The sequence below is a fragment of the Cupriavidus basilensis genome, assembly GCF_008801925.2.
GTDB lineage: Bacteria > Pseudomonadota > Gammaproteobacteria > Burkholderiales > Burkholderiaceae > Cupriavidus > Cupriavidus basilensis.
In genome coordinates this window covers 146,523-168,999 of sequence record NZ_CP062804.1, presented here as the reverse complement: position 1 = coordinate 168,999, position 22,477 = coordinate 146,523, and the positions used below count along the sequence as shown (strand labels likewise).

General features: G+C 62.3%; 13 protein-coding genes. 2 read left to right on the top strand and 11 right to left on the bottom strand.

All coding sequences use genetic code 11. From position 1 onward, the window contains the following. Window positions 1-697 precede the first annotated feature (697 nt). From F7R26_RS21665 to F7R26_RS21615, 11 genes are all read right to left on the bottom strand, one after another. Window positions 698-937 carry a hypothetical protein gene (locus tag F7R26_RS21665; RefSeq protein WP_150986515.1) on the bottom strand — a complete coding sequence of 80 codons (240 nt, stop codon included), beginning with the start codon at window positions 935-937 and terminating at the stop codon, window positions 698-700. 271 nt (window positions 938-1,208) lie between these two features. Then, a complete protein-coding gene (locus F7R26_RS21660; protein ID WP_150986514.1) occupies window positions 1,209-1,532 on the bottom strand; it encodes a hypothetical protein in 324 nt (107 codons plus the stop codon). Window positions 1,533-1,832: 300 nt separating this feature from the next. Next, the gene (locus F7R26_RS21655; protein ID WP_150986513.1) at window positions 1,833-2,285 is read right to left on the bottom strand and encodes a hypothetical protein; all 453 of its coding nucleotides are present in this window, start codon (window positions 2,283-2,285) and stop codon (window positions 1,833-1,835) included. Window positions 2,286-2,561: 276 nt separating this feature from the next. After that, window positions 2,562-2,894, bottom strand: a complete 333-nt coding sequence (locus tag F7R26_RS21650; protein ID WP_416351383.1) for a DUF6984 family protein — start codon at window positions 2,892-2,894, stop codon at window positions 2,562-2,564. Window positions 2,895-3,524: 630 nt separating this feature from the next. Then, window positions 3,525-3,914, bottom strand: coding sequence for a hypothetical protein (locus tag F7R26_RS21645; RefSeq protein ID WP_150986512.1), 390 nt, complete (start codon window positions 3,912-3,914; stop codon window positions 3,525-3,527). A 727-nt stretch (window positions 3,915-4,641) separates the two neighbouring features. Further along, window positions 4,642-4,938, bottom strand: a complete 297-nt coding sequence (locus F7R26_RS41805; RefSeq protein ID WP_416351382.1) for an Imm8 family immunity protein — start codon at window positions 4,936-4,938, stop codon at window positions 4,642-4,644. Between the two features lie 614 nt (window positions 4,939-5,552). Further along, on the bottom strand, window positions 5,553-5,999 hold the full coding sequence (locus F7R26_RS21635) for a hypothetical protein (RefSeq protein WP_150986510.1): 447 nt from the start codon (window positions 5,997-5,999) through the stop codon (window positions 5,553-5,555). Beyond that, window positions 5,996-11,587 carry a hemagglutinin repeat-containing protein gene (locus tag F7R26_RS21630; protein WP_241754673.1) on the bottom strand — a complete coding sequence of 1,864 codons (5,592 nt, stop codon included), beginning with the start codon at window positions 11,585-11,587 and terminating at the stop codon, window positions 5,996-5,998. The genes F7R26_RS21635 and F7R26_RS21630 overlap by 4 nt, the downstream gene beginning before the upstream one ends. Continuing rightward, window positions 11,578-15,381, bottom strand: coding sequence for a two-partner secretion domain-containing protein (locus F7R26_RS21625; protein WP_150986509.1), 3,804 nt, complete (start codon window positions 15,379-15,381; stop codon window positions 11,578-11,580). The genes F7R26_RS21630 and F7R26_RS21625 overlap by 10 nt, the downstream gene beginning before the upstream one ends. An 81-nt stretch (window positions 15,382-15,462) precedes the next feature. After that, entirely contained in the window at window positions 15,463-16,317 is an 855-nt protein-coding gene (locus F7R26_RS21620; RefSeq protein ID WP_150986508.1) for a hypothetical protein, read from the bottom strand. Between the two features lie 10 nt (window positions 16,318-16,327). Further along, complete coding sequence (locus F7R26_RS21615; RefSeq protein ID WP_150986507.1) at window positions 16,328-18,139, bottom strand: ShlB/FhaC/HecB family hemolysin secretion/activation protein; 1,812 nt, start codon at window positions 18,137-18,139, stop codon at window positions 16,328-16,330. 798 nt (window positions 18,140-18,937) lie between these two features. On the opposite strand from F7R26_RS21615, the gene F7R26_RS21610 reads away from it, so the two are divergent. Further along, complete coding sequence (locus F7R26_RS21610; protein ID WP_150986506.1) at window positions 18,938-19,234, top strand: hypothetical protein; 297 nt, start codon at window positions 18,938-18,940, stop codon at window positions 19,232-19,234. A 203-nt stretch (window positions 19,235-19,437) separates the two neighbouring features. After that, the gene (locus tag F7R26_RS21605; protein ID WP_241754672.1) at window positions 19,438-22,344 is read left to right on the top strand and encodes a M16 family metallopeptidase; all 2,907 of its coding nucleotides are present in this window, start codon (window positions 19,438-19,440) and stop codon (window positions 22,342-22,344) included. The last annotated feature ends 133 nt before the right edge of the window (window positions 22,345-22,477 follow it).

Below are 22,477 nucleotides of genomic sequence, written 5' to 3'. Positions count from 1 at the left end.
GCATTCTCCAGGGCAATATGCCCATCCCACATCCCGAGTATCTTGGTCGCCTGATTGTCTGTCAGCACAAACCCATCTGTGCTGTTTGTGGCTACTGAGCACTAAGCTGAAATACGGGAAAATCGTCTGGAAACTCCTGTTTGCCGGGCACAACGTGCAAAATCAGAAGCCGCGCAACCTCTGCCTGCTCTGCGCGAGCCAGTCCAACAAGGCATACATAGCAAGTTGTGCCGCCGACGGACTTCTCCGGTGCTAGCGTAACGAAAATGTCCTCTTCATCACGCCACCATTGAACTCCCAAGGGGAGCTTCTGGCTCTCAACGTTGCATAGGGAATGGACGTCGACGAGAGAGCACTCACCTTCCTCGTCCCACACGTGACACATCCCTGTGCGCGAGTTTTCCAACGAGAAGCCAAGCTGAACAAGCATATCTCGCAGCCTTGCCAGGACGTCTGTTGCCGACTCGTTCGACCAAACTGTGTACGTAAATGATGCCATGCGGTGCCTCTAGGGAATGGGCTTCACAAAACTTGAACCCAAGACTCTCGTTGCAGCGTTAGTAACGGACTGCGTCCAGAACAGCGAATTACACCTCCTGGAGACCAGGTGCAGTCTGAGCGACCTGCTCAAGGTGCCTGAAGAACATCGATCGACTAAGTTCAAGCAAAGGAAGCAGTGACACCATATCCCGCACATTCAAATACACCGTCGTAGCTCGGCCTCTGCTTGCTTGAGTACGTCTACAAATTCAACAAGTGGAAATTTCATCACCACGCTTTTCTCGATAATAAAAATGTCTGTTAGAAACTCTATTTCCATTTTTTCACTTTCACCCTCTTTGCTTATCAGGCAAAAACGCTGCTTCCGATAGGATATTTCCGCCATCAGATGCTCGCGATCTACGTCACTGACAAAAACAATCTGAAAATCTCTCATATCATTAAATACAGATCACCGGAAAAAGCACTGCATATTTTCTTCAAAAGAATATCAATACCTACAAAACACCTTTTAATTTGAAAATTTCCCTCATTTTCCTTTCCGCACAAATACCGTCCTCTCGCTTACCTCACCTTCATAAAGGCATACCACTTCAGCACCCCATGAAGGCTCTATCGCAAAGATTTTTAAATCCCCGGTTTTTGTTCTTTCTACGTACTTGCATAGCGCATCTTCCGAGATAAGCAGCTCACCGCCTGACAATTCATTAACCCACGAAACGAGACGCTTTAGCCACACCAAATTGCAGAGAAATATCATCGGTTTCCAAACGCCCCCAATCTCCTATTTTTTCGATCTTCTTTAAAATTGAATCAGATGATAATTTCTTTCCGTCCTCTTTAAAAATAGTGGAAACGTCCAGCGCTCGCATCGTCCCAATGAGTACACGCAATGCATCCAGGTTTTCAATTGAGCAAATTTTTCCTTGAAATCTCACATGATCTTCGCCGAGCATGACCTCCTTCGATTCGGGCGCCTCTCTCAGTGCAAAGACAAGCTTCAATTCTTCTGTTCTATTCCGTGTCATCATGGATACACCTTAATTGTCACCGTCACCCCGCGACTCGCACCATAGCTAACAGTTGTAGGTGCTGTCCGCGTTGCCCTGCGTGAGGCTTGAACTGGCGTTTACCGTGGCGCCGTGGCAGAACAGCAGCATGCAGAGGCTGGCGTGGACGCCTGGGGACGATTCCGTGGCGTGATAGGTGTCTGTGTCCGGGCGGCACTCGATATTCAAGTTGTGGCCCACGATACGGCTTTGTCGTTGATCGCGTCGTTCTGCTTACAGCCATTCGCCGACCACTTCCACGCTGCGTAGATCAATTCCCCCCTAATACCCGTTGAAGGTTGAACGAACATGTGCCGTTAGTCCCGCGAGATCGCTGTAGGCTAGGGGACCAAATTCGGGAGAGATTTGAGCTATATACTGTCCAACAGTCATACCATGGCTGCACGCAATCTGATTTAATTCAGACATCAACCTCGGTGAAATAATCCAGTTTCTAGTACCAGGAAACATCTCCCGCAAATGCTCTTCCATAAGCCACTCCACTGAGCCTTTGTAAGTTCTCACTGCCAATTTAAGCTTTGCGATAACATCTGGATTATCGACCTTGAATCTGAAGCTAGTATAAGGCGGGTGTGTTGATCTATCCTCAGTCTTTGGCTCTTGCCCTCGAAATTTAAACACCGGATATCGCGACTCGAACTTGAACCAAGATAGCTCGCCAAGCTGCTCGATGAAGTCCAGAAGCTCACGCCCAGGCTTTCCTGTGGTCGCCATCACCGTAATCCTTTAGGTTATTCAGAAAATTTAATTCCGCCTTGATTCAAATTCAATCCTTGATTCAAATTCAATATATGCCACCCCCCAATCACCTTGGGATACGGCACCACGCCCACGCCGCTGTTGTTCGGGCCACGTCGCCAAGGCTAAGAGCGGACCGTACTCGTCGATCCAGGGCCAACCAAGCTGACGCGCAATTGTTTTATGGTGGGATACTCATTCATCATGGCATTCAGTACTGCACATCTGCAAAATACACCGTACCGCCCCCATTCATTTGGTAACGATCGGAAACCGCTTCAATGGCGAGAAATCAACCTTCCAGATATCAAGTTCATAGAGTCCTCCGCGATTGTCCAAGTTGATTGCAACCATAACCGGTACGCTATCGATATCGAGAAGCTCCTTTTCGGTCAATTGTTCGCCGAGGCAACGCGACGTCCCATCCGAAGCACAGAAGCGCAGGCTTCCCATTCCGCCATCGTCCATTTCTTCAACGAGTGCGTCAGCGAGAGAATCAAGGAGGCGCGTTCCCTGGGGCGTACCGGCAATCAACTCGGCTAACAGCGTCCGCTCATCGTCGTTCAACCTTCTCACAATGCCCATACTCATCTCGGTGGCGTAGTACGCCCAATGTTAGTCGTGTCTTGTTGCTACCCGCAGTGATCGCAAGCAGTGACACCATATCCCGCACATTCAAATGCACCGCCGTAGCTCAGCCTCTGCTTGCTTGAGTACGTCTACAAATTTAACAAGTGGAAATTTCATCACCACGCTTTTCTCGATAATAAAAAGGTCTGTTAGAAACTCTATTTCCATTTTTTTAATTTCCACCCTCTTTGCTTATCAGGTAAAAATGCTGCTTCTGATAGGATATTTCCGCCATCAGATTCTCGTGATCTACGTCACTGACAGAAACAATCTGAAAATCTCTCATATAATTAACATTTTCTCGCGGTCAGGAGGGCTGCTGATGATCGCTGTCAGATTTTTTCATTTCTCTGCAGACTCCGAAAAAAGTGATAAATTTCCATCGGAACTGTAGTGAATGCCCCTCCCGTCCACCGTAGCAATGCCGATCCCGCTACCAAATCGTCCCGTGCTCCGCACGCATTAACGTTCCGGCTTGGATCATTCAGAATTTCATCCACGATTCTTTGACCCTGATCATGAACTGCGACGGGATTCCGCCTCGAGGATGGGAACGCACTGCCAAGCAGAGCTTCGGCCTCCGCATCACTCTGGGTGATCTGCCTTGAGGATCTCACAACTACTTGGCATGGCAAACCAGAGTCCACCAGGATCGGGATCTTCGCTCGATGCCAACCATTCATCGATTACGCCCTGGACCATCGATTCGGGATCTGCGCCAAACCGATCTACCGGCTCCCAGTAGTGGATTCCATCTATGGCCCCTTGCACTGGTATGGCTCCGTGGGCAAAAAGTGCCAGGAGCGATCGACGAACATACTCAACCAAGTCCTCGCCAGCCAAGCCATAGCCTTGCCTTCCAAATGGAATAATTTGCCATAACCCAACAGCATCGTCTTCAAGTTCAAGGTGAATTTTCGAAATACGATCTTTGATGCTCTCATCGAACCACTTGTCCTTCAATTCCTCATTCATTTCTGGTGCACCTTGAATCCGGGCGGCAAAGAATGGCTGCTTACGATATCTATCGTAACGCTATCATCGTGACTATTACGAATCCCGATTTTTTCCATCTGATCACTCATACCACGTTCCTTTTTATCTTGGAGGCGTGCCTACTGGCTTGGATACCTTCATCAGGTCTGCCTGCAACTGTTTGAACTCCTCGGCAGGAACCGTTCGAATATTCGATGTGCCCTCTTGTTAACCTCCCCAACAGGACTGCCCCCGGCATCAGGATAGCTGGGCAAACCTTCACTCTGTTGAAATCAGTCGACAAAATCATTTCCGTGAGCACAAACTCATCCGCGCTGCTTGTCGCACCTAACCCGGCGTATAGGCGGACGCAGGCTTTGCAAATCCCTCCCAAAACACCCACAAGCGTTCGCAATTAGGGCACTTCAAAACAGGTAGCATCGCTCGATAAATTTCTTCCGCATCGACGTCTCCCGAAAACCGATCGTAGGCTTCATCGGAAATCATTAACCACTGATCTCGGCATGGGATCTCGCCATACCTGATTCTATGACCGCACGTGCAAATCATGCTCGACATCTCTATTTTCCAATGCGTTTTATGTCAGTGATGTTCGTCGCTCCAGCTCCTCGAACCCGTTGCAGGACGTTCCCCAACTGATCGGGACTCACATTTCGACATGGCGATGCGCTGACTCGGGGCCGAGGTACTTCTGCACCCTGCTAGATCACGTTTGATAGTCCTCGAACTCCCACGCACCAATCCTGGGCACTTTCTGAGCCATTTCCGAAAAATCCTTCCCCGTGCAGCCGTTTACATACCGAGTGATTTCGCTTTTGATTCGTTCAGGATCAAATTCAAAAACAATTAGCATATGGCGCCCCCATATCGCTCCCGCCTGACCGTATTCCCTGGTTATCCGGGCCGGCGTACACGCCAGTATTTGGTACAGATGTCCTCCTCCTCCTTCTTCGTCGTCCGACCCGACCCGACCCGACCCGACCCGACCCGCACGGTAAGCCATAGTCCAAAGCACGATAGATCTTCTGGCCAATATTGGTCGAAACCAATGTGGCCACCGATATCTATTCCTTTAACGATCGCTTTCGTGGCTTCGCGATATTTAAATGGCCGTTACTGGTCACGACACCATTCTCTAACCGTTGGACATTAGCTTGAACACCCGTCGGCGCAAACTGTGTGGAAGTGTTGGGTTTCACAGCCGGCGGTCGGTACACGCGATTTCCATCCGCACTCACTAGACCACCGGCTACGCCATTCATAGGTCGAGCGCCATCTCCAACCCACACCTTCCCCAATCTATCCGCATCGGCTGCAGTTCCAGTTCCAATAGAGAAATTCGGATTCCGTGTACCGCTTCCTCGTACTGCTGCAGCCAACCGTGAGCCCTGCGCACCGATGTTGGCCAGATTCTCCCTGGCAAGTTGGTCCTTCAGTGATCAGTAGGTTGCAACGTTTGTCGCACTATCCGCACCCGCTGGCCTGTTTAAGGCTCCAGAAGAACTCCCCACCTTCGTTGCTGACGTTCCGGCGCCCTGATCACCTTTCTGCCCTGCGTTGAAAATCGCCCCTAATCCCTCGGAGCGGAATCGAAATCAGCTTCTTCAGCGTTGGAATCTAGGCTCGAATCGGAATCAAGGGAGATTTATCGAGGCCAACTCCATAGTCATCAAATATCTTTTCAAGCTCCTGAGCGAATGCGGGGTTCAGATCGCTATCCCATTCGATATGATGGCGATTGATCAGGTCGACGCATTTCTCCGTTCCATACATCTGGAGCTCCAACCAGTAGCCTGGTTCTAGCTGCAAGGGCGGGTATGTTGCGAGGGAATCAAATAGGATCGTCAAATTCTCTTCAATTTCCCCAACCCAAGTAATGTCCGCAAGCTCGCACGTAATGAGGCGATAGATGCAATCGAGGGCGGCCTGCCATCGGCCTCGAGCAGGCTCTGGGTACAAACTCTCGATAGACGCCAGCAAATTTGCCAGCGGGATGTCATCTATCGACATGAATTTCATATCCCATTGGTAAGCGTGAAGTAACTGCTCTTTGCTCGGGTTCATGGTATTGGTGGAAATTTGAGTTTTAACGGACGTCCTGCATTTGCAGCGTTCACCCTGGGGCCATTGATGTCTACACTTGCGGTGTCTGCCGCAGTACGCGTTGCCTGACCTGCAGGCCGGTAGACCACATAGGTTCCGTCAGGTAGCTGAGCACTCCACCCGCCATCCTTGATGGGCTTAACAGCAACGGGAGTCTGGCCGCCAAATGCTCGCTTAGCAAAGTCCTCTGCCGATTGGTTCGGATTAGTCGTACCTGGCATCTCACGCGGAGTTCCGAGACCACCGATCGGGTTACCTACGAGATTGCCATTTGGCGCAACTGTATCAAGCGATCCAGATTTCTGAGCTCGTGAAGTGAAAATCGCCCCTAACCCCTCGACAACCCGGAGCGGAATCGAAATCGGCTTCTGCACCACGTCAGCCACCGCGTCAACCGCATCCTTCACTGGCTGAACAAACGGCTGCGACGTATGCTGCCCAGACTGGTCCGGGGTGCCTGTCAGTGTGCTTTGATCACCATCATAGCCCGGCTTGCCTGGCGTCGAATTTGGCTTCTGCCGCTCCGCTGGGGTCGGCGGCAGCAATTGCGTCGGTCCATGCCCAAGGCCCAGGAAGTTGTACTGTGTGCCCAACCCGCCTGCGGTGCCGGCTGCCGCCGCATCCTGCCCTGATCCGCCGACTATACGGCCCGCACCTGCGGCGACGATTGTCCCTGCGATCTGCACCAGCGCCTTGCGGCCCTCGACCGACATGCTTTGCAGATCAGGGTTGTTCAGGATCTGTTGGCCGACCAACTCCGCAGCGGCCGTCGCTGCCGCATCGCCCGCCGCGCCAGCGGCGAACTTTCCGCCCATTGCCTCGGCCATCAAGCCGCCAATGATGGCGTGCACGGCGACCTTGACCTCGGGCGCTTGATCCTTCGTCAGCGTGCCAACCTGATCGTAGATCAACGGCGCAGCCTGCTGCGCCACCTGGTTCTTCAGCTGGTTCAACTCCTGCTGATCCCTGACCTTCTGCGCATCGAAGAACTTGTCGATGCCCTGGTTGGCGTTCTCCGTATCGCGATTCAGTGCGGTAACCGTGTCTTCCGCCGTCTTGCCGGTCCTGGCCTGCTGGGCCGCACCGTCGGCGATAGTGACCGTGCCTGCCGCAACCGCGCTCTTGGTCACGCCTGCGGCACTACCTGCAGTCGGCCGTTGCGCGTTGCCCGCCGCCGTGGCGGCCAGGCTGTTGGCCGCACTCTGCAGCACATTGGCATTGCCCCAGTCCACGTGCGCGGGCTGCACCGGCCCGAGGTTCGGATCGCTTGCCTTCACGCTGCTGCCACCGCTGTAGCTGCCCGCGATGGTCGAGGTGCTGCTGCTGTACTCCGCCTTGTTCTGGATGTCGCTCTGGGTCAGGGTGCCGGTGGTCAGGCTGTTTCTGGCCGGCGCTGCCGTGCTGGCCAGGATCCCGCCTTTCAGGTCGGTGTTGCCCTTGACGTTGACATCGAAGCCGCCTTTGCCGGCGTAGATGCCGCTCTGCTCCCTGACCGAGCTGTAGGTGCTGTCCGTGTTGCCCTGCGTGAGGCTTGCGCTGGCGCTTACCGTGGTGCCGTAGCAGAACGGCGGCACGCAGAGGCTGGCCTGGGCGCCTGAGGACGATTCCCTGGCGTGATAGGTGTCCGTGTCCGGGCGGCTCTCGATATTCAGGTTGCGGCCCACCGTAGCTTCCACGGTGGCCCCGATCAGTTGGGCGCCCTTCAGGTTGGTGTCGCGCCCGCTGGTGACGGTAACCTTGTCGGTGCCGGCCACGTGCGCGTTCTGGTTGCTCACCGATTGGCCTTTGGCGTTGGCCTTGTTCTGGCTGGCGGCTAGCTCCAGCGTGAAGCCGTTTTGCTGGCCGCCGATGCCAAAGCCCACGCCGATGCTGGCGTTGCTGCCGCTGCTGCGGCTGTCCATGCTGGTGTGGTCCTGGGCGCTTTCCAGGCTTACATCGCGGGATGCGCTCAGGCTGACGGTCTTGCCTTGGATCTGCGCGCCGCGGCCGCTGATGTCGCCATCGGTGGCGAAGCCTTCGGCGTCCTTCTGGCCGGAGCCGGTCGCGACGATCGTCACGGCGTTGCCGGCCTTGACCGTGGTGCCCTGGTTTGTGCTCGCCTGGCTGCGCGATTGGCTTTCGCTGGTGCCGCCGCCGATGCTGGCGGTGACCTTGAGCGCGGCGGTGGCGCTGGTGCCGCCGCTGGTCACGGCCTGGATGCCCTGGATGCCATTGGCGACCGCCAGCGCGGCTTGCACGCCGTAGAGCGTGGCCACGCGGGCGTCCTTTTTGGCTTCCACGGCCCGGGCGGCGTTCTCCACGGCCTGCACGGCGCTGACCGCGTAGCCGGAGAGCGCCAGGGTCGATCCGTACTGGCTCATCCGGTGGCGCTCGTTCTGGCTGGCCGCGTCGGTGCCCGGATCGAGGACGACGTTCTTGCCGATCAGCGTCACATCCTTGCCGGCGGCGATATCCGCGCCGCGCGCGGTGATGTTTTCGCCGGCGGCCATCGTCACGTTGCCGCTGCGGCTGGCCACCTGGCTGCGGATGGTGTTCTGGGTGGCCCGCGTGCCGTCGGTGTGGTGCGATTCGCTGCGCACGCCGACCGTGCCTGAGTACCCGGTGCCACCCAGGTCGCCGATCTGGCGGCTGGCATTGTCCGCGCGCTGCGACAGCGTGTCCTGGCCGGACAGGATGTCGATCTTGCCCTTGGCCGCGGAGAGCATGACGTCGTTCCCGGCGGCGATGCCGCTGCCGGCGATGGTGATGTCGCCGGTGTGCGCCTTGATTGCCACGGTGTTGGCGGTGATCACGCTGGCGTTCTGCTTGCGGCTCGCGAGCTCCCCGCTGGCGTTGGCTTTCTGGTTGCCGTAGGGCAACATGCTCACGCCGCCGTTGTTCGGGCCGCCGCCGATGTGGCGGGCCACGTCGCCAAGGCTGGGCAGCGCGTTGCTGAGCGTCCAGCCACTGCTGCTGGCGCTGCGGGTTGCCTGATAGGTGTCCGTGGAAGTGCGCAGCGTGACATTGCGCGCGGCATCCAGGACGGCGGCATCGCCCGCGCCGATCGTGCCGCCCGACACCAGGATGTTGCCGTCCACGGCCTTGCCGTTGGCATCGGTCTCGCCGTTGCCGGTGGCGCGCACGCGGACGTTGCCCGCGCCGCTGAGGTTGCTGGCGCTGCTGATGGCGGCGGCGCTCGCCGACTGGGCGCTGCCTTTCTGGTTGCCGATCCGCACGTCAACCTGCGGCATCGTCAAGGCGGAGGCGCCCAGCTCCTTCAACGTCCCCGTGACGCGCGACACGGCGCTGGAGTCCTTCTGCACGGCCTGCAGGTTCTTGAGCGTATCCAGCGGTGTGCCGGCCAGGGCCACCGACAGGCCGCTGGCGCTGTTGCGCTGGCTGGCGTCCTGATCGATGCGATCCACGCCTTCGGCGATCGTCACGTTCCTGGCCAGGATGTCGATATTGCCCGCGGCGGGATCGGCATTCCCGCTCTTGCGGCCGGCCACCAGGTCGCTGCCGATGATGGCGGCATCCTTGCCCGCGGTGATGGCGACGTTGCCGTTGCTGGCGCCTACCAGGCTGCGGGCATCGCTCTGGGTGACCGCCAGGGTGTGGCTGGCGCCGCTGGCGCTGTTGCTGCCCACCGACACGCCGACACCGCCCTTGCCGGCGAAGGCGGAGAACCCGGACGTCTTCTCCTGGCGGGAGGCGCGTTCTTCCCGGATGTTCTCGCCGGCGGTAATCAGGACGTTGCCGCGCGTGGCCGCCAAGGCCACGCCGTTGGCGCCGGCAATGGCGCTCTGGCGCACCGTCAGGTCGTTGCCGGCCTGGACCTTGATCGCATCGCCCGCGAGCGTGCTGCCGACACCCAGGTCTTCGTGGCTGCTGGCTTGCAGGCTGCCGGAGGTGCGCCGGATGACGCTGCCGCCCCTGCGCTGCACATCCAGGCTGCTGTCGTGCAGCTCGCGTGCTTCGGCAACCGTCACGTTGTGGTCCGCCACCACCGTCAGCGCGCCGCCGCCCTTGCCGTTGGCGCCGGCTTGCACGCTGGCGCCGGTGAGGGTCACATTGCCCTTGCCGTCGGTGCGGCCGGTCCCGCCGCCCTGGTCGGCCGCCTTGACCGCCGCCAGGGTGGCATTGCCGCTGGCTGAGAGGCTTACGCCAACGGTAGACTGCTCGCGGCTGTGCTCCTCCTGCTGGCGGCTCCTGCTCTGGCGCGCCACATTGTCATGGGTGGCCTCGTTGGTGACGGCGGTGGCGCTCAGGTTGCCGCCCGCGATCAGGGTCAGGTCCGTGCCGGCCTTCACCTGGGTGCCCTTCAGGGTCGTGTCGCCGCCGCTGGTGGCCGTAAGGCTGCCGCCCGCCTTGACCGTGCTGACGGCGTGCGCGGTGCGGCTGTCCTCGCCGTGGTGCTTGTCACTGTGGTAGAGCGACTGCCGGGTCTTGCCTTCCAGGGTGTCGAAGGTGAGGTTGCGGCCCGCGATCACCGCCGCATCGCCACCAGCGGAGAGGGTTGAGCCGGCCGCCATCACATCGCGGCCGGCCGAGAGCAGCATGTCGCCGTGCGACGTGATGCCGGCCTGCTGGCCATAGAGGCTGGTCGAAGCCTTCGCGTTGCCCGCCGCGGACTGCACGCCTTGCTGCTCGAACAGCGTCACATTGCGGATGTCCCGCCCGGCCGCCAGGCCGACCTTGTCGCCGCTGATCTGGCCGGACTGGTTCAGAATGTCCCGGCCCGCCGAGATGGCGGTGACGCCCTGGCTGCGCATCGCGCCGCCGCGGTTGATCACGTTGTCCTTTGCGGCGATCGAGAGCCGGCTGCCGGCATCGAGCACGCCGCTGTTCTTCATGGTGCCGCTCGCGTGCAGTTCGATGTCATCCGCGGCCAACAGCGCACCGTTGGCCTGCAGGTCGCCGGTGCGGGTGCGGGCCAGGTAGATGCGCGGCACCAGCACGCTGCGGGTGCTGCCGTCGGGCAAGGTGACCGTCTCGGACACCAGCCAGACGATGTCGGTAGTGAGCGCGTCCATCTGCGCGGCGCTCAGGCTCATGCCGGGCAGCATGTTGAACGGCTGCGCGGCGCGGACCCCGGCGGCCATCAGGGCCTTGTATTGCGCTTCAGCGCTGTCGTAGCCGGCAAGGTAGGTTCTTCCGGTGAGCCGGGTCACCTGGTCGCGCAGCAGTGTCTGCTCGTAGAAACCGTCGCCGAGCCGTTTCTGCGTCATGGCCGGATCGATGCCGAGCAGCCCCAGCATGTAGTCCGACGACAGGAAGTTGCCGTACCGGGTGAAGCGCGGATCGGTCTCGACCAGGTAGGTGTAGCCCGGCTCGGTGCGATACGTGAAGAGCCCGTTGGATGGCAGCTTGATGGGCGTGTTGGCGAGCGACACGTTGGCCACGCGCCGTGCGGCTGCCGTGGCGCCGGTCAGCGTGGTGCTGCCGGTGCCGGCCATCGGGTCGCTCTTGCCGACATCCTCGTTCTGGACATTGCCGCCGTAGATGGTCAGCCGCTTGCCGGCGGTGACGGCGCCGCCAATGGTGCCCACCGCAACCGGCGTCAGCACCACGCCCGGCTGCACGACCTGGCCGACGTCCTGGCTGGGGTCCTTGTTCCAGCGTAGGTGGAAACAATGCCCTGCGTGGTGCGCTGATACAGGGTCTGGCCGATATTGCTGACCGTGGTGGGGCCGTACTGGCCGGATGTCACCTCGCCGCCCTGGCGCTGGTCGCCGATCTGCATGCCGCCGCCGGCGGCCACGGTGCTGTACCGGTTGGTGAGGTTGCCGACGTTGGCGAGGATCATGTCGCCGCCCGAGATCAGGCTGGCACCCGGCTGGCCGGGGTTGGCGTCCCGCTCGGTGGCCGTTGTCGTGGTCGTGTCGCGCGCGATCTCGACGCGCTGCCAGCCGCGATGCCCGTCATTGCGGCTCGCGTACTCGGTGGCCGGGTCGTAGTGGATGTCGCGGTTGTAACCATCCCAGTAATTGACCAGCAAGACCCCGCTGCTTTCCGTCAGCGTGTTGTAGTCGATCTGGGTGGCGACCCCGTTGATGTCGGCAACCAGGCGTTTCCTGGCGTCGTCGCGCGCGAGGATCTGGGCGGCCGTGAATGACGCATCGACTGGCGTCTTGTAAGGACCGGCCCAGACGGCCTGCGAACAGCCCTTTTTTGGATAGGGGTTGGTGGTGGCGCACGCAATGTACTTCTCGCGCTTGCGCTCGTGCTTCGTGTCAACGGTGGTGTCGATGGCGACGGTCGGCGCCGGACGCTGGTTGATGAGGTCCTGCGCGGCGATCTCGAGCACGCCGTCGCTGCTGCCGCCCTCGATGGTGCTGCTGTCGTTGAACACCTGGCCGGTGCGGTTCTTGAGCAGGCCGCGATCATCCCGCTCGCCGTTGGCCGCGATATGGAGGTCGCCCAGGCTGTAAAGCGTGGCGCCCCCGGTATTGGTGACCTGCTGCCGCCCGTAGACGTTCAGCGTGTCGGTGGCCGCCATGACGGCGGCCGCGCCGGTGTTGTGCACTGCCCGGGCGTTGGCGGTCACCGTGCCGCCGATCATGGCCCCGGTGTTGTTGAGCGTGTCGCTGCTGGTGGTGAGTGTGTTGCCCTCCAGCCGGCCGGCGTTGGCTATCTCACCTGGGGCGGCCAGCTTCGTGGTAGCGGCGTTGATGGTGCCCTCGGCCTCGTTGACGATGCGGCTGGCCGACAGGTCCAGGGTATTGACGGCCTCAAGCCTGCCCTGGTTGGTGAAGGCGCCGGTCGTGCCGAAGGCGAGGTTGCGCTCCGCCTTGAAGCGGCTGCCGGCGGCATTGACGTAATCGCCCTGCGTCGCCACCGCCAGATCCTGCCCGGCGTGAACAGTACCGGTGCCGGTGAGGCTGGCGGCGGTCAGCCCGATATCGCCATCGGCGACGACCTTGCCGGCGGCGTTGTCCATCTTTGCAGCCTGGATGGATGCATTGCCGCCCGACGCGAGGCTGCCGCCCTCGTTATGGAGGCTGCCGCTCTGGGCAGTCACGGTCAGGCCCGTTGCGCCATAGGTTTTGCCGCCGGCGTTGCTGAACGACTGGCCGATGTCGAGTTGCAGGTTCTTGCCCGAGACCAGCTGCGCGCCCACGGTGTTGTCCAGTTGCCGCGCCTGGAGCTGAACGTCGCCGTTGCCGCCAAGGGTGGCGCCGTGGATGTTGTCGATGGCAGAGGCGGTGATACGCGTGCCGCCCGTTCCGGTATTGGCGATCTGGCCGTTGTCGTTGGTGACGGTGCCGCCCGCGGCCAGGGAGAGTGTGTCGCCCGCCTGCAAGCTGCCGCCGGTATTGTCCACGTCGCCGTTGAGGTTGGCCGTCAAGGCGCCATTGGCCAGCACCGTGCCGTGGCGGTTCGATAGCGAGGCGCCGGCAAAATGGATCGACTGCCCGGAAATCGTGCCGCCGTCATTGCCCCATGCGGCCTGGCTGCCGCCGACATGCAGGCGCTGGCCAGCGTGAATCTGGCCACGCGTGTTGTCTGCCGGTCCGCGCAGGTGCAGGGCGAGATCGGTCCCGGCGATGAGTTGGCCGCCGCCGGTGTTGGCCAACTGGCCTACCGTGAGTGTCAGCGCGCCGCTACCGCCGATGATGCTGATGATGCCGAGAGTGCCGGCGCCAATGGCGCCGCCGCGATTGCTGTTCTCCACCCGGGCCGCCTGCACGGTGGTTTGCCCGGTGCCGGCATTGGTGATGCGCCCGTCCGCGTTGGCCAAGTTGCCGCCGGCCAAAACGCCAAGGTCGCCCGCATCGGTCTGGATGGCGCCACCCGTGTTGTCGGCGTCGCCTTGGACCGCGATACCAGCCCCGTTCTGCGCGTACAGCGTGCCCGCGCGATTCGAGAGCGTCTGCGCCGACGCATCGATCCGGTTTGCCGTCAGCCGGGCGCCATCGGTGCGCAGCGTGGCGGCGGTATTGGCGGTGAGTGCCTGCCCCGCCGCCAGAGTGGCGCCGGACAGGTCGAGATCCCCCGACTGCGCCGTGAGCGCCACGTCGCCGTTGGCGCGTGCCTGGCTGCCGGCCAGGCTCACGGCGCCGCCGCTCACGTCCAGGCGAGTCCCAGCCAGGTTCTGCCCGGTGGAGGCCACGGACTGCGTGCCACGCACGGTCAGGTTGCCCGGCCGGGTCGTATTGCCGTTGGCATCGATGCCGGCGGCCAGCGTTCCGCTGGACTGCACCGAGCGGCCGGCCACCGTCAGGTCCTGGCCGGCGACCAGGGCGCCAGCGTTGCTGATGGTCCCCTCGCTGGTGGCGGACAGGCTACCGCCAGCCGCGGTGGTCCCGGTGTTCCCAATGCCTTGCGCCCCGTGCGTGGCGAATGCGCCGGTGGCGGAGGTGGTTCCCGATAGCGCGACCTGTCCCGCGCTATCGAGCGTGAAGTCGCCTGCCTGCGCGGCCAGCGTGCCGGCGCTGCGCACCCCGACGCCCGCCTCCGTGCCGATCAGGCGGATGCGGTTCGCGTACATCCCGCCGAGGTTCGACACATCGATGCCAACGGTGGGGCGATTGGCATCGCCGGGGATCACGTGGACGCCAAGGTTGGCGTAGTCAACCTGGTTGGTGCCAGTGATGACGTTGACGGCGTTGGCCCACAGCCTGCCGTTGATGGCCACGGAGCGGGCGATCAGGTCGACCTGATCGAGACTGGTGCCGTTGAAGCCCTGGCCCTCGACCTGGATGCCGCCGCGGGTCACGCGGAATGCCGCCAGGCTGCCGTCGCCGCCGAACACCGGCGCGCCGGTTGTGAGCATGGCGCGGTTGGCGTTGATAAAGCCGCCGCCGTTGACCGAAATGCCCGCACCGTTGGAAAGGATGACGTCGGCGCGCTGCCCGGCAACCTCGATGTACCCATTCAACCGGCTTGGCGCCGCGCCCGTGACCTCGTTCAGGATGATGCGCGCGGGGCCGCCTGCGCCGAGGTTCGCGTTGCCGGGCACATAGCCGCCAAGCTGCGTTTGCGAGATGGCCGTGGCGTTGTTCAGGATGGCGCCACGCCCGTCGACCGAAAACTGCTGGTATTGGTTATGCGACACGCCAGCCCCGGAGGGCGTATTGATGTTGATCATCGGCGTGCCGTTGGGCGCCGCTGCCACGCCAGGGCCGCGCCCGGCGGCGCCGTCCGGCACGATCTGCGCGCCGCTTGCCTGCACCATGCCCAGCGCCAGCAGCACCGTCCAGACGATCGGCCGCAAGGTCGCCACCACCGGCGGTGCGCGGCCGATCAGCGTATCCAGGCATGTGCCCGCCGCAGCTTTGTGCGCAACAGTGCAGCATGCGGCAACAGCCATCCGCACGCCGCGCGTCATGTCAAAAACCAGGCGATAGCGATTGTTGTTCATTGCGTTAAGGCGTCACAAGCAGGGAGGCGCGGCAGCCAGCCGTATTGCGCTTTCGGATTCGGCGCCCGCGTTGTCAGGGCACTAGTTGGCGGCCACGATGCCAGTCGTTTCAGCCGTTACGGTGGCCACGCCCACCAGCGGCGCGCCGGAGAGCTTGACGATGCCGGCGCCCGGAGCCAGCCAGGCGGTCCCTTCCAGCACGGGCAGCGGGAACAGGGTGCCGGGATCCTTGCGGTCGTAGTGCAGCGCCAGCTTGCAAGCGCCCTTGTACGTCACGCCCTTGGCCGTCACGTCTTCGCGGCCGATGTATTGCACGGCAACGTTGACGACCCGGTCGATCGGCTTGAGGGCGGGTTGCGGCTCGGTCGCCAGCGCCCCGGCGTTCGCTTCCGACATGGTGAAGCTGCGCGTTTCGTTTGGCTTCATGCCAACCAGGTTTGGTGTGCCTGTTTGCCTCGACACGTTGTCCTTGAAGGTGAAACGGCGATACTTGGTGTACTTGCCGTACGGGCCCTGATCGAGGTCGCCGTAATCGGTTGCGCCGATTGGAAAAATCGCGGAGGCCGGATCGATATAGAGCCGAGCGTTCGTCCCGTGGCCATTGAAGAGGCCTTTGACCAGCTTGACCTCGAGCGTGTCGTAGCTGCCGCCGTCGAAGACCGTGGTGCCAATGGCTGTGGCATCAAAGGTTGCCACCTCGCTCACAGGTCCGAAGTTCAGCGTCGCGGTGATCTTTTGTCCGGCGGCAGGCGCCGCCAGGCAGGCCGCATCGAGCGGGTCTGTGCTCACCGGCGCGGGTGTTGTTGCGCTATCGGTGGCGGCCGGCGCGTCATTGGGCTTGGCTCCGTTGCTGCCATCCGACCCGCCACCGCAGGCGGCGAGCAGGAAGGTCGTCACGGCCATCGCGGCCATCGCGGGGTTCATCTTTTTTTGCATCCTTGTTCTCCTAGTATTGGAAAGACACCGAAAACCCGCCTGCCGGCGAGCGTGTAGGGAAATTGGCGGGCTTGACGAGACCCCAGGCGAGGAAGGCGTCGTAGTACAGGCCTTTCACAGGGCTGCCGCGCAGGCCCACCGCGACGCCGGCCAGGGTGCGGCCGGCCAGATAGCTGGCGCTTGGGCCGCCAACGGTGCCGGCATCCAGGCCCAGGTAGACGCTCTGCGCGGTGGCGCCGAGCGGGATCTCCAGATCGTTGCGCCAGTACGCGCCACGCTCGGCAGCGAGCGTGGCGTCACCATCGAAGCCGCGCACGGTCCAGCGGCTGCCCATCGAGATGAACTCGCTCGCCAGCAAGGCCTGGCCGGTGTACTGGGCGTGCACCGTGGTGATGTAGCGCATCGGCATGCGGCTGCCACCTGGCCCGCCGGGCGCCGAGAATGGGACCACCAGCGTGGCATCGAGCGTGGCGAGCCGATAGAGGAACTTGTCGCGCTGGCTGGGCGCATTGGGCGCGATCGTGCGAATCTCGGTTTGCCCATTGAGCCAGGGCACGCCGGCGCGATACGCGAGCGCGAGGTCGAACTGCGACTCGCCCAGGTAGTGCCGATGCAGCCAGCCGACTTCCGCAAAGGTCGTGCTGCGCTGCTGGTTGAGGATCTGCGTGTCCTCGATGTACGCGTGACTCCAGCGGTGCCCAAGACGCCATTGCAGCGTGTTCTTCTGGAACTGGTCGCGTTGGAACAGGTACTGGGCCTTGAGCTCCGCGGCCTTGGAATCCCCGCTTGACTCGAAGACCTGGTTCACCCCGGCAATGCGCTGGTGATAGTTATATGTGCTGGCCGCAATGCCGAGCGTCCAGTTTCCCCACGGCGCAGCGTAGTAGGCGTTGGCGCCCCGGGTTCCCCGATCACCCTGCGTGAGATTGGCGTCGTGGCTGACGCCGATGTTGAACAGGTCATTCAGCTCGAGCGGGTTGTCGATGCCCAGCGATGCGTTGGCCTGCAGTTGCCCCGTGCCGGAGCTGCCGCTGTCGTCCAGGCCGAGGACGAGCCTCCAGGGCTTGGTGCGCTTGACCGAGATCACCACATCGGACTCACCGGGCATTTCCCCCGGCACGATCTGCATGTCGACGTCCTGGCTCGGCACGCGTTTCATCTGCTCCAGGCCCTGCTCAAGCTCGCGAATATTCAGGAGATCACCAGGCCGGGCCGCAAACGCGGACTGCCACGAACCGCGCAGGGCTTCGTCGGCAAAGCGGATCTGCCGGATGACACCGGGAATCAGTACCAAACGTAGCGTGCCGCCGGACAGATCCTGCTGCGGCACGGCGACGCGCGTCGTGATGTAGCCGCGCGACAGGATCTGCGCACCCAGGCGGCGCACGATGATATTGATGCCCTCGCGGCCAACGCATTGATTGGCGTACTGATCCAGGTACGCCTGAGCAAAGCGAAATGCGTCCAGCGGGAGCGCGCTGGCGCCATGCCGCCGCACCGCTTCGGGGAGTTCTGGCGGCACGTCCAGCACGACCCTGTCGACAGTGAAGCAGGGGGCTTCCATCGGCAGCGAGGTGGACAGGGCAACGCTCGGCGCCTGCCCACCATCCAGGGAAACATTCGGCGCCTGCAGCTGCCGGGCGCGCTGCTCGGCCTGTTCGATATTGCGCTCGCGCTGCAGTTGCTGATTCTGTTCCTGCCGCGAGCGGCGCAATGCCTCGTCAACGTCCCGCGAACCCTGCGCCAACGCGCCACCCGCCATCAACAAGCCAACGGAAGCGGGAACAACGCGGCGCAGAAACGGAGCAAGGCATAGATCCATGCAATCAGCTCGATCGTTGTCTTGGTTGGACGGAAATGCCGACGAAGCCGGCATGCGCTCACCCCGCGCTAGCCATCAACGCGGAAGTCGCGGCGTATCACGATCCGTTGTGAGCGCGCCAATGCAAAAAGACGTTGCAAGGGATGGCGGCTTCGCGCAGCGATGCCGGATCTGGCCGTTTGCGATTTCGCCGTGGAGCGTGACGCTGCCGGCAACGGCTATCAAGTTGCGCAGCGTAGCAATGGAGGGCGACGATTGAAATCGGACAAGTACGAATTTCGACTAGGACCGGCATTAAAAATTGTTACCGTCGAGTTGTGCGCAAATTCGCCCCCGTTTGCGCGTAATTCCTCATCAAAATCAATGAGACAAATCTCAATCTGAGATGGATATTTCGTGAATGGTGTAGCGGGTGTGACTTTTTGTTGCGGCTGGGTTAGGCTGCATGGCGCGACGCTATACTTCGCTCGTCGCTGCAACCGCAGCGGCCGGGTTTAGCAGCCCGTTTAGGAAGGCGGACAACCGCCGCCAGGCGGTTTTTGTCCGTCGCGCCTTCGCACGTCCCTATGGGCGGGCCTTGGCGGGGGAGCCTTCGGGCTCGCTGGTTCCTTCTTACCGGTCTGCTAACCTCGCCATGCGCCCGCCCACCCCGATTAGCAGCGGGGAGCGGGGTCGAAATCGCTTAAGAAGGAGGCACCTCCATGCCCCAGTCTTCGCTCGCCCATTCCGGGCAAATCGCATCCCCCAAGCTCCCCGTCATCCACCAGCGCCTGCGCGCCTCCCACCAGAGGGCGCTCGATGTATAACTACCCGCGCTACAACATCACCGCCCAACGCACGGGCCGCGATACCTTCCTGACCGCGCATGCCCCATCCGAAAGCCCGCTAAGCCTTGCTGCCGAGAAGACCGCGCAGCTCAATGCGTTGTTGTCTGTCGCCGTCGAGAACGCGGCGGGCGGCACCTTCTGCAACCTTGGTGAAGAAACCCAGGCCCATCTGCTTTCGTTGGTGGCCGTGCTTGCGCATGAGACGCTGGTGTTGAGCGAACTGGCCGCCGCGATGGATGAGCCGAAAGGCGAGAGTGACAATGGATGATGCCAGCGCGCTGCCACAGCTTGAGGGGTGCGGATCACTCCCAAATTCACTGCACACCGCTTGAAAAACGCAGCAACATGCCGCTGCGGGCGCGGCAACAGCTAGAATCGGCCATCGGGCCAGCCTTACCGCTGCCTTGCCGCGCCCCGTGGAATCGCACAGATCTCCGCGACAAGGGAGCCAATCCAGACTTCGAATTCCGCATGCGTCTTATCATCAAGCGCCTTTCCTTGCTGCTAGCCCTGGCTTTCAGCGTATCCGCAAACGCCGCGCCGGGCGTGGCCCAGGCGCCGGCGCCTGCTGCTGCGAAGCTGCCGGGCGCGGCGCCGGTGGAAGTCGTCAGCGTGGAAGGCATTACCGAGTACCGGCTGCCCAACGGCCTGCGCGTGCTGCTTGCGCCCGATGCGGCGCAGCCCGTCACCACGGTCAACATGACCTACCTGGTCGGCAGCCGCCATGAGAACTATGGCGAGACTGGCATGGCGCACTTGCTCGAACACCTGCTGTTCAAGGGCACGCCGGCGCTGCCGGGCAACACCATTGCGCAGGAGCTCACGCGCCGTGGCATGCAGTTCAACGGCACCACCGCGTTCGACCGCACCAACTACTACGAGAGCTTCACCGCCAGCGAGGAAAACCTCGACTGGGCGCTGAAGATGGAAGCGGACCGCATGGTCAACAGCTTTATCGCGCGCGAGGCGCTCGACAGCGAGATGACGGTGGTGCGCAACGAGATGGAGCGCGCCGAAAACAATCCCGGTGGCATGCTGATGCAGCAGATGCGCTCGGCCGCCTACCGCTGGCACAACTACGGCAAGGCGCCGATCGGTGCGCGCAGCGACGTGGAGCACGTCGCCATCGGCAACCTGCAGGACTTCTACCACCGCTATTACCAGCCTGACAACGCGGTGCTGGTGGTGGCGGGCAAGTTCGATGTGGCCGCCACGCTCGCGCGCATCGGCAAGTACTTCGGCGCGATCCCCCGGCCCACGCGCGCGCTGCCGGTCCAGTACACCGTGGAGCCGCCGCAGGAGGGCGCGCGCGAGGTCACGCTGCGCCGCGTGGGCGACTCGCAACTGGTTGCGGTCCAATATCACATCGCGCCGGGCGCGCATCCGGATACGGTGGCCCTGCAGCTGCTCGCCGATATCCTGACCGATGGCTCGGGCGGCCGCCTGTACAAGGCGCTGGTCGAGAGCGGCAAGGCCAGCTGGCAGTCTGGCTCGGTATCGGGCATGAAGGATCCCGGCTCGGTGCTGTTCGCCGCCGGGCTGAGCAAGACGCAGGATCTCGAAGCCGCGCGCCAGGTGCTGGTGGCGCAGGTGGAGGGCTTTGCCGCCCGGCCGGTGACGCAGGTGGAGCTGGACCGCGCCCGCACCCGTCTGCTCAACAGCTACGAGCGCCTGCTGGAGAATCCTTCCGGCTACGCCGTCGCCTTGTCCGAGGCCATCGCCAAGGGTGACTGGCGCCTGCTGCTGGTGGCACGCCAGCAGGCCGAGCGCGTCACGCTGGCGGACTTGCAGCGGGTCGCGCAGAACTATCTGCGCGCCAGCAACCGCACGCTCGGCCGCTTTATCCCCATCGACATGCCGGGCGATGCGCCGGCCGAGACGCTGGCCCGGGCCACCATGCCCGCCGCGCCGGACGTCGCCGCGCTGGTGGCGGCCTACCAGAGCAAGCCGCCCAAGGCCGCGGTGGCCGCCTTTGATCCCAGCCCGGACAATATCGAGGCGCACACGCTGCGCGGCAAGCTGGCCAACGGCATGCAGTTCGCGCTGCTGCCCAAGCCCAGCCGCGGCCAGACGGTTAGCGGCACGCTGGTCCTGCGCATGGGCGACGTCACCAGCCTGCAAGGCCAGGACGCGGTCGGCAGCCTCACGGCGGCCATGCTGATGCGCGGCACCGCCCGCCTGGAGCGGCAGCAGATTGCCGACCGCCTGTCCGCGCTCAAGGCGGTGGTGTCGGTCCAGGGCGATGCCGAGGCGGTCACTGTGCGTTTTGAGGCGCGCCGCGAAACGCTGGCCGACACGCTCGCGCTGCTGCGCGACGTCCTGCGCGAGCCGAGCCTGCCCGCCGCGGAGTTCGAGACCCTGCGCGCCAACGCCATCGCCGGCATCGAGAGCGGCCTGGGCCAGCCAGAGGCGATCGCGTCGAACGTGCTTGGCCGTCACGGCAATCCCTACCCATTGGGGGATCCGCGCTATGTCGGCACCCCGCAGGAGGACATCGCGGCGCTGCGGCAAGTGCAACTGGCCGACCTGCGCGCCTTCCACACGCGCTTCTACGGCGCGAGCCACGGCCAGGTGGCGCTGGTCGGCGACTTCGACCGCGAGGCGGCGCAGGCGCAACTGGCCACGCTGTTCGGCGACTGGCAGGCCCAGGCGCCCTATGCGCGCATCGAACGCCCCTTCGTGCCGCTGGCACCGGCGCACCTCACCCGCGAGACGCCGGACAAGGCCAATGCCATCTACCTGGCCGCGCTGCCGGTCGCGCTGACCAGCGATGCACCGGAATACCCGGCCCTGGTGATCGCCAATCGTGTGTTCGGCGGGAGCGCGCTCAAGAGCCGGCTGGCGGATCGCCTGCGCCAACACGACGGCATCAGTTACAGTGTCGGCAGTTTCGTGCAGGTGGGTGCGCTCGACACCAACGGGCGCTTCGGCATGCAAGCGCTCTATGCGCCGCAGAACCTGGACAAGCTCAAGCGTGGCGTGGAAGAGGAACTGTCGCGGCTGGCAGCCGCCGGCATCACGCCGCAGGAGCTGGCACAAGCCAGGAGTGGCCTGCTGCAGCAAGGCACGCTGGCCCGCACCAGTGATTCCGCGTTGGCCGGCACGCTCGCCAGCCAGCTATTTCTGGGGCGCACGATGCGCTTTGTCACGGAATACGAGCAAGGTATCGCCACGGCGACCGTCGAACAGGTCAACGCGGCCATCCGCAAGCACCTGGACCCGGCGCGGGTGGTGCATGTGTATGCGGGAGATTTTTCTGTCACGGCAGTGCAAGATGCCGGGGCGACGATAAAGACAATAGAGGCAATAGAGGCAATAGAGGCAATAAAGGCACGGAAGGCGAATGAGCCGGCAAACGAAGCCGTGGCCGTCCCCTAAAAGGCAATACTGGAGGAAAATAGTGGCAACGCAGGGCGGTGCGGGACACCGCTGGCGCAGTAGTCCAAACGGCTTGGGGGCAACCCCTTGCCGCCATGACGCGTTGACTGTATATTCGTACAGTATAAGACGA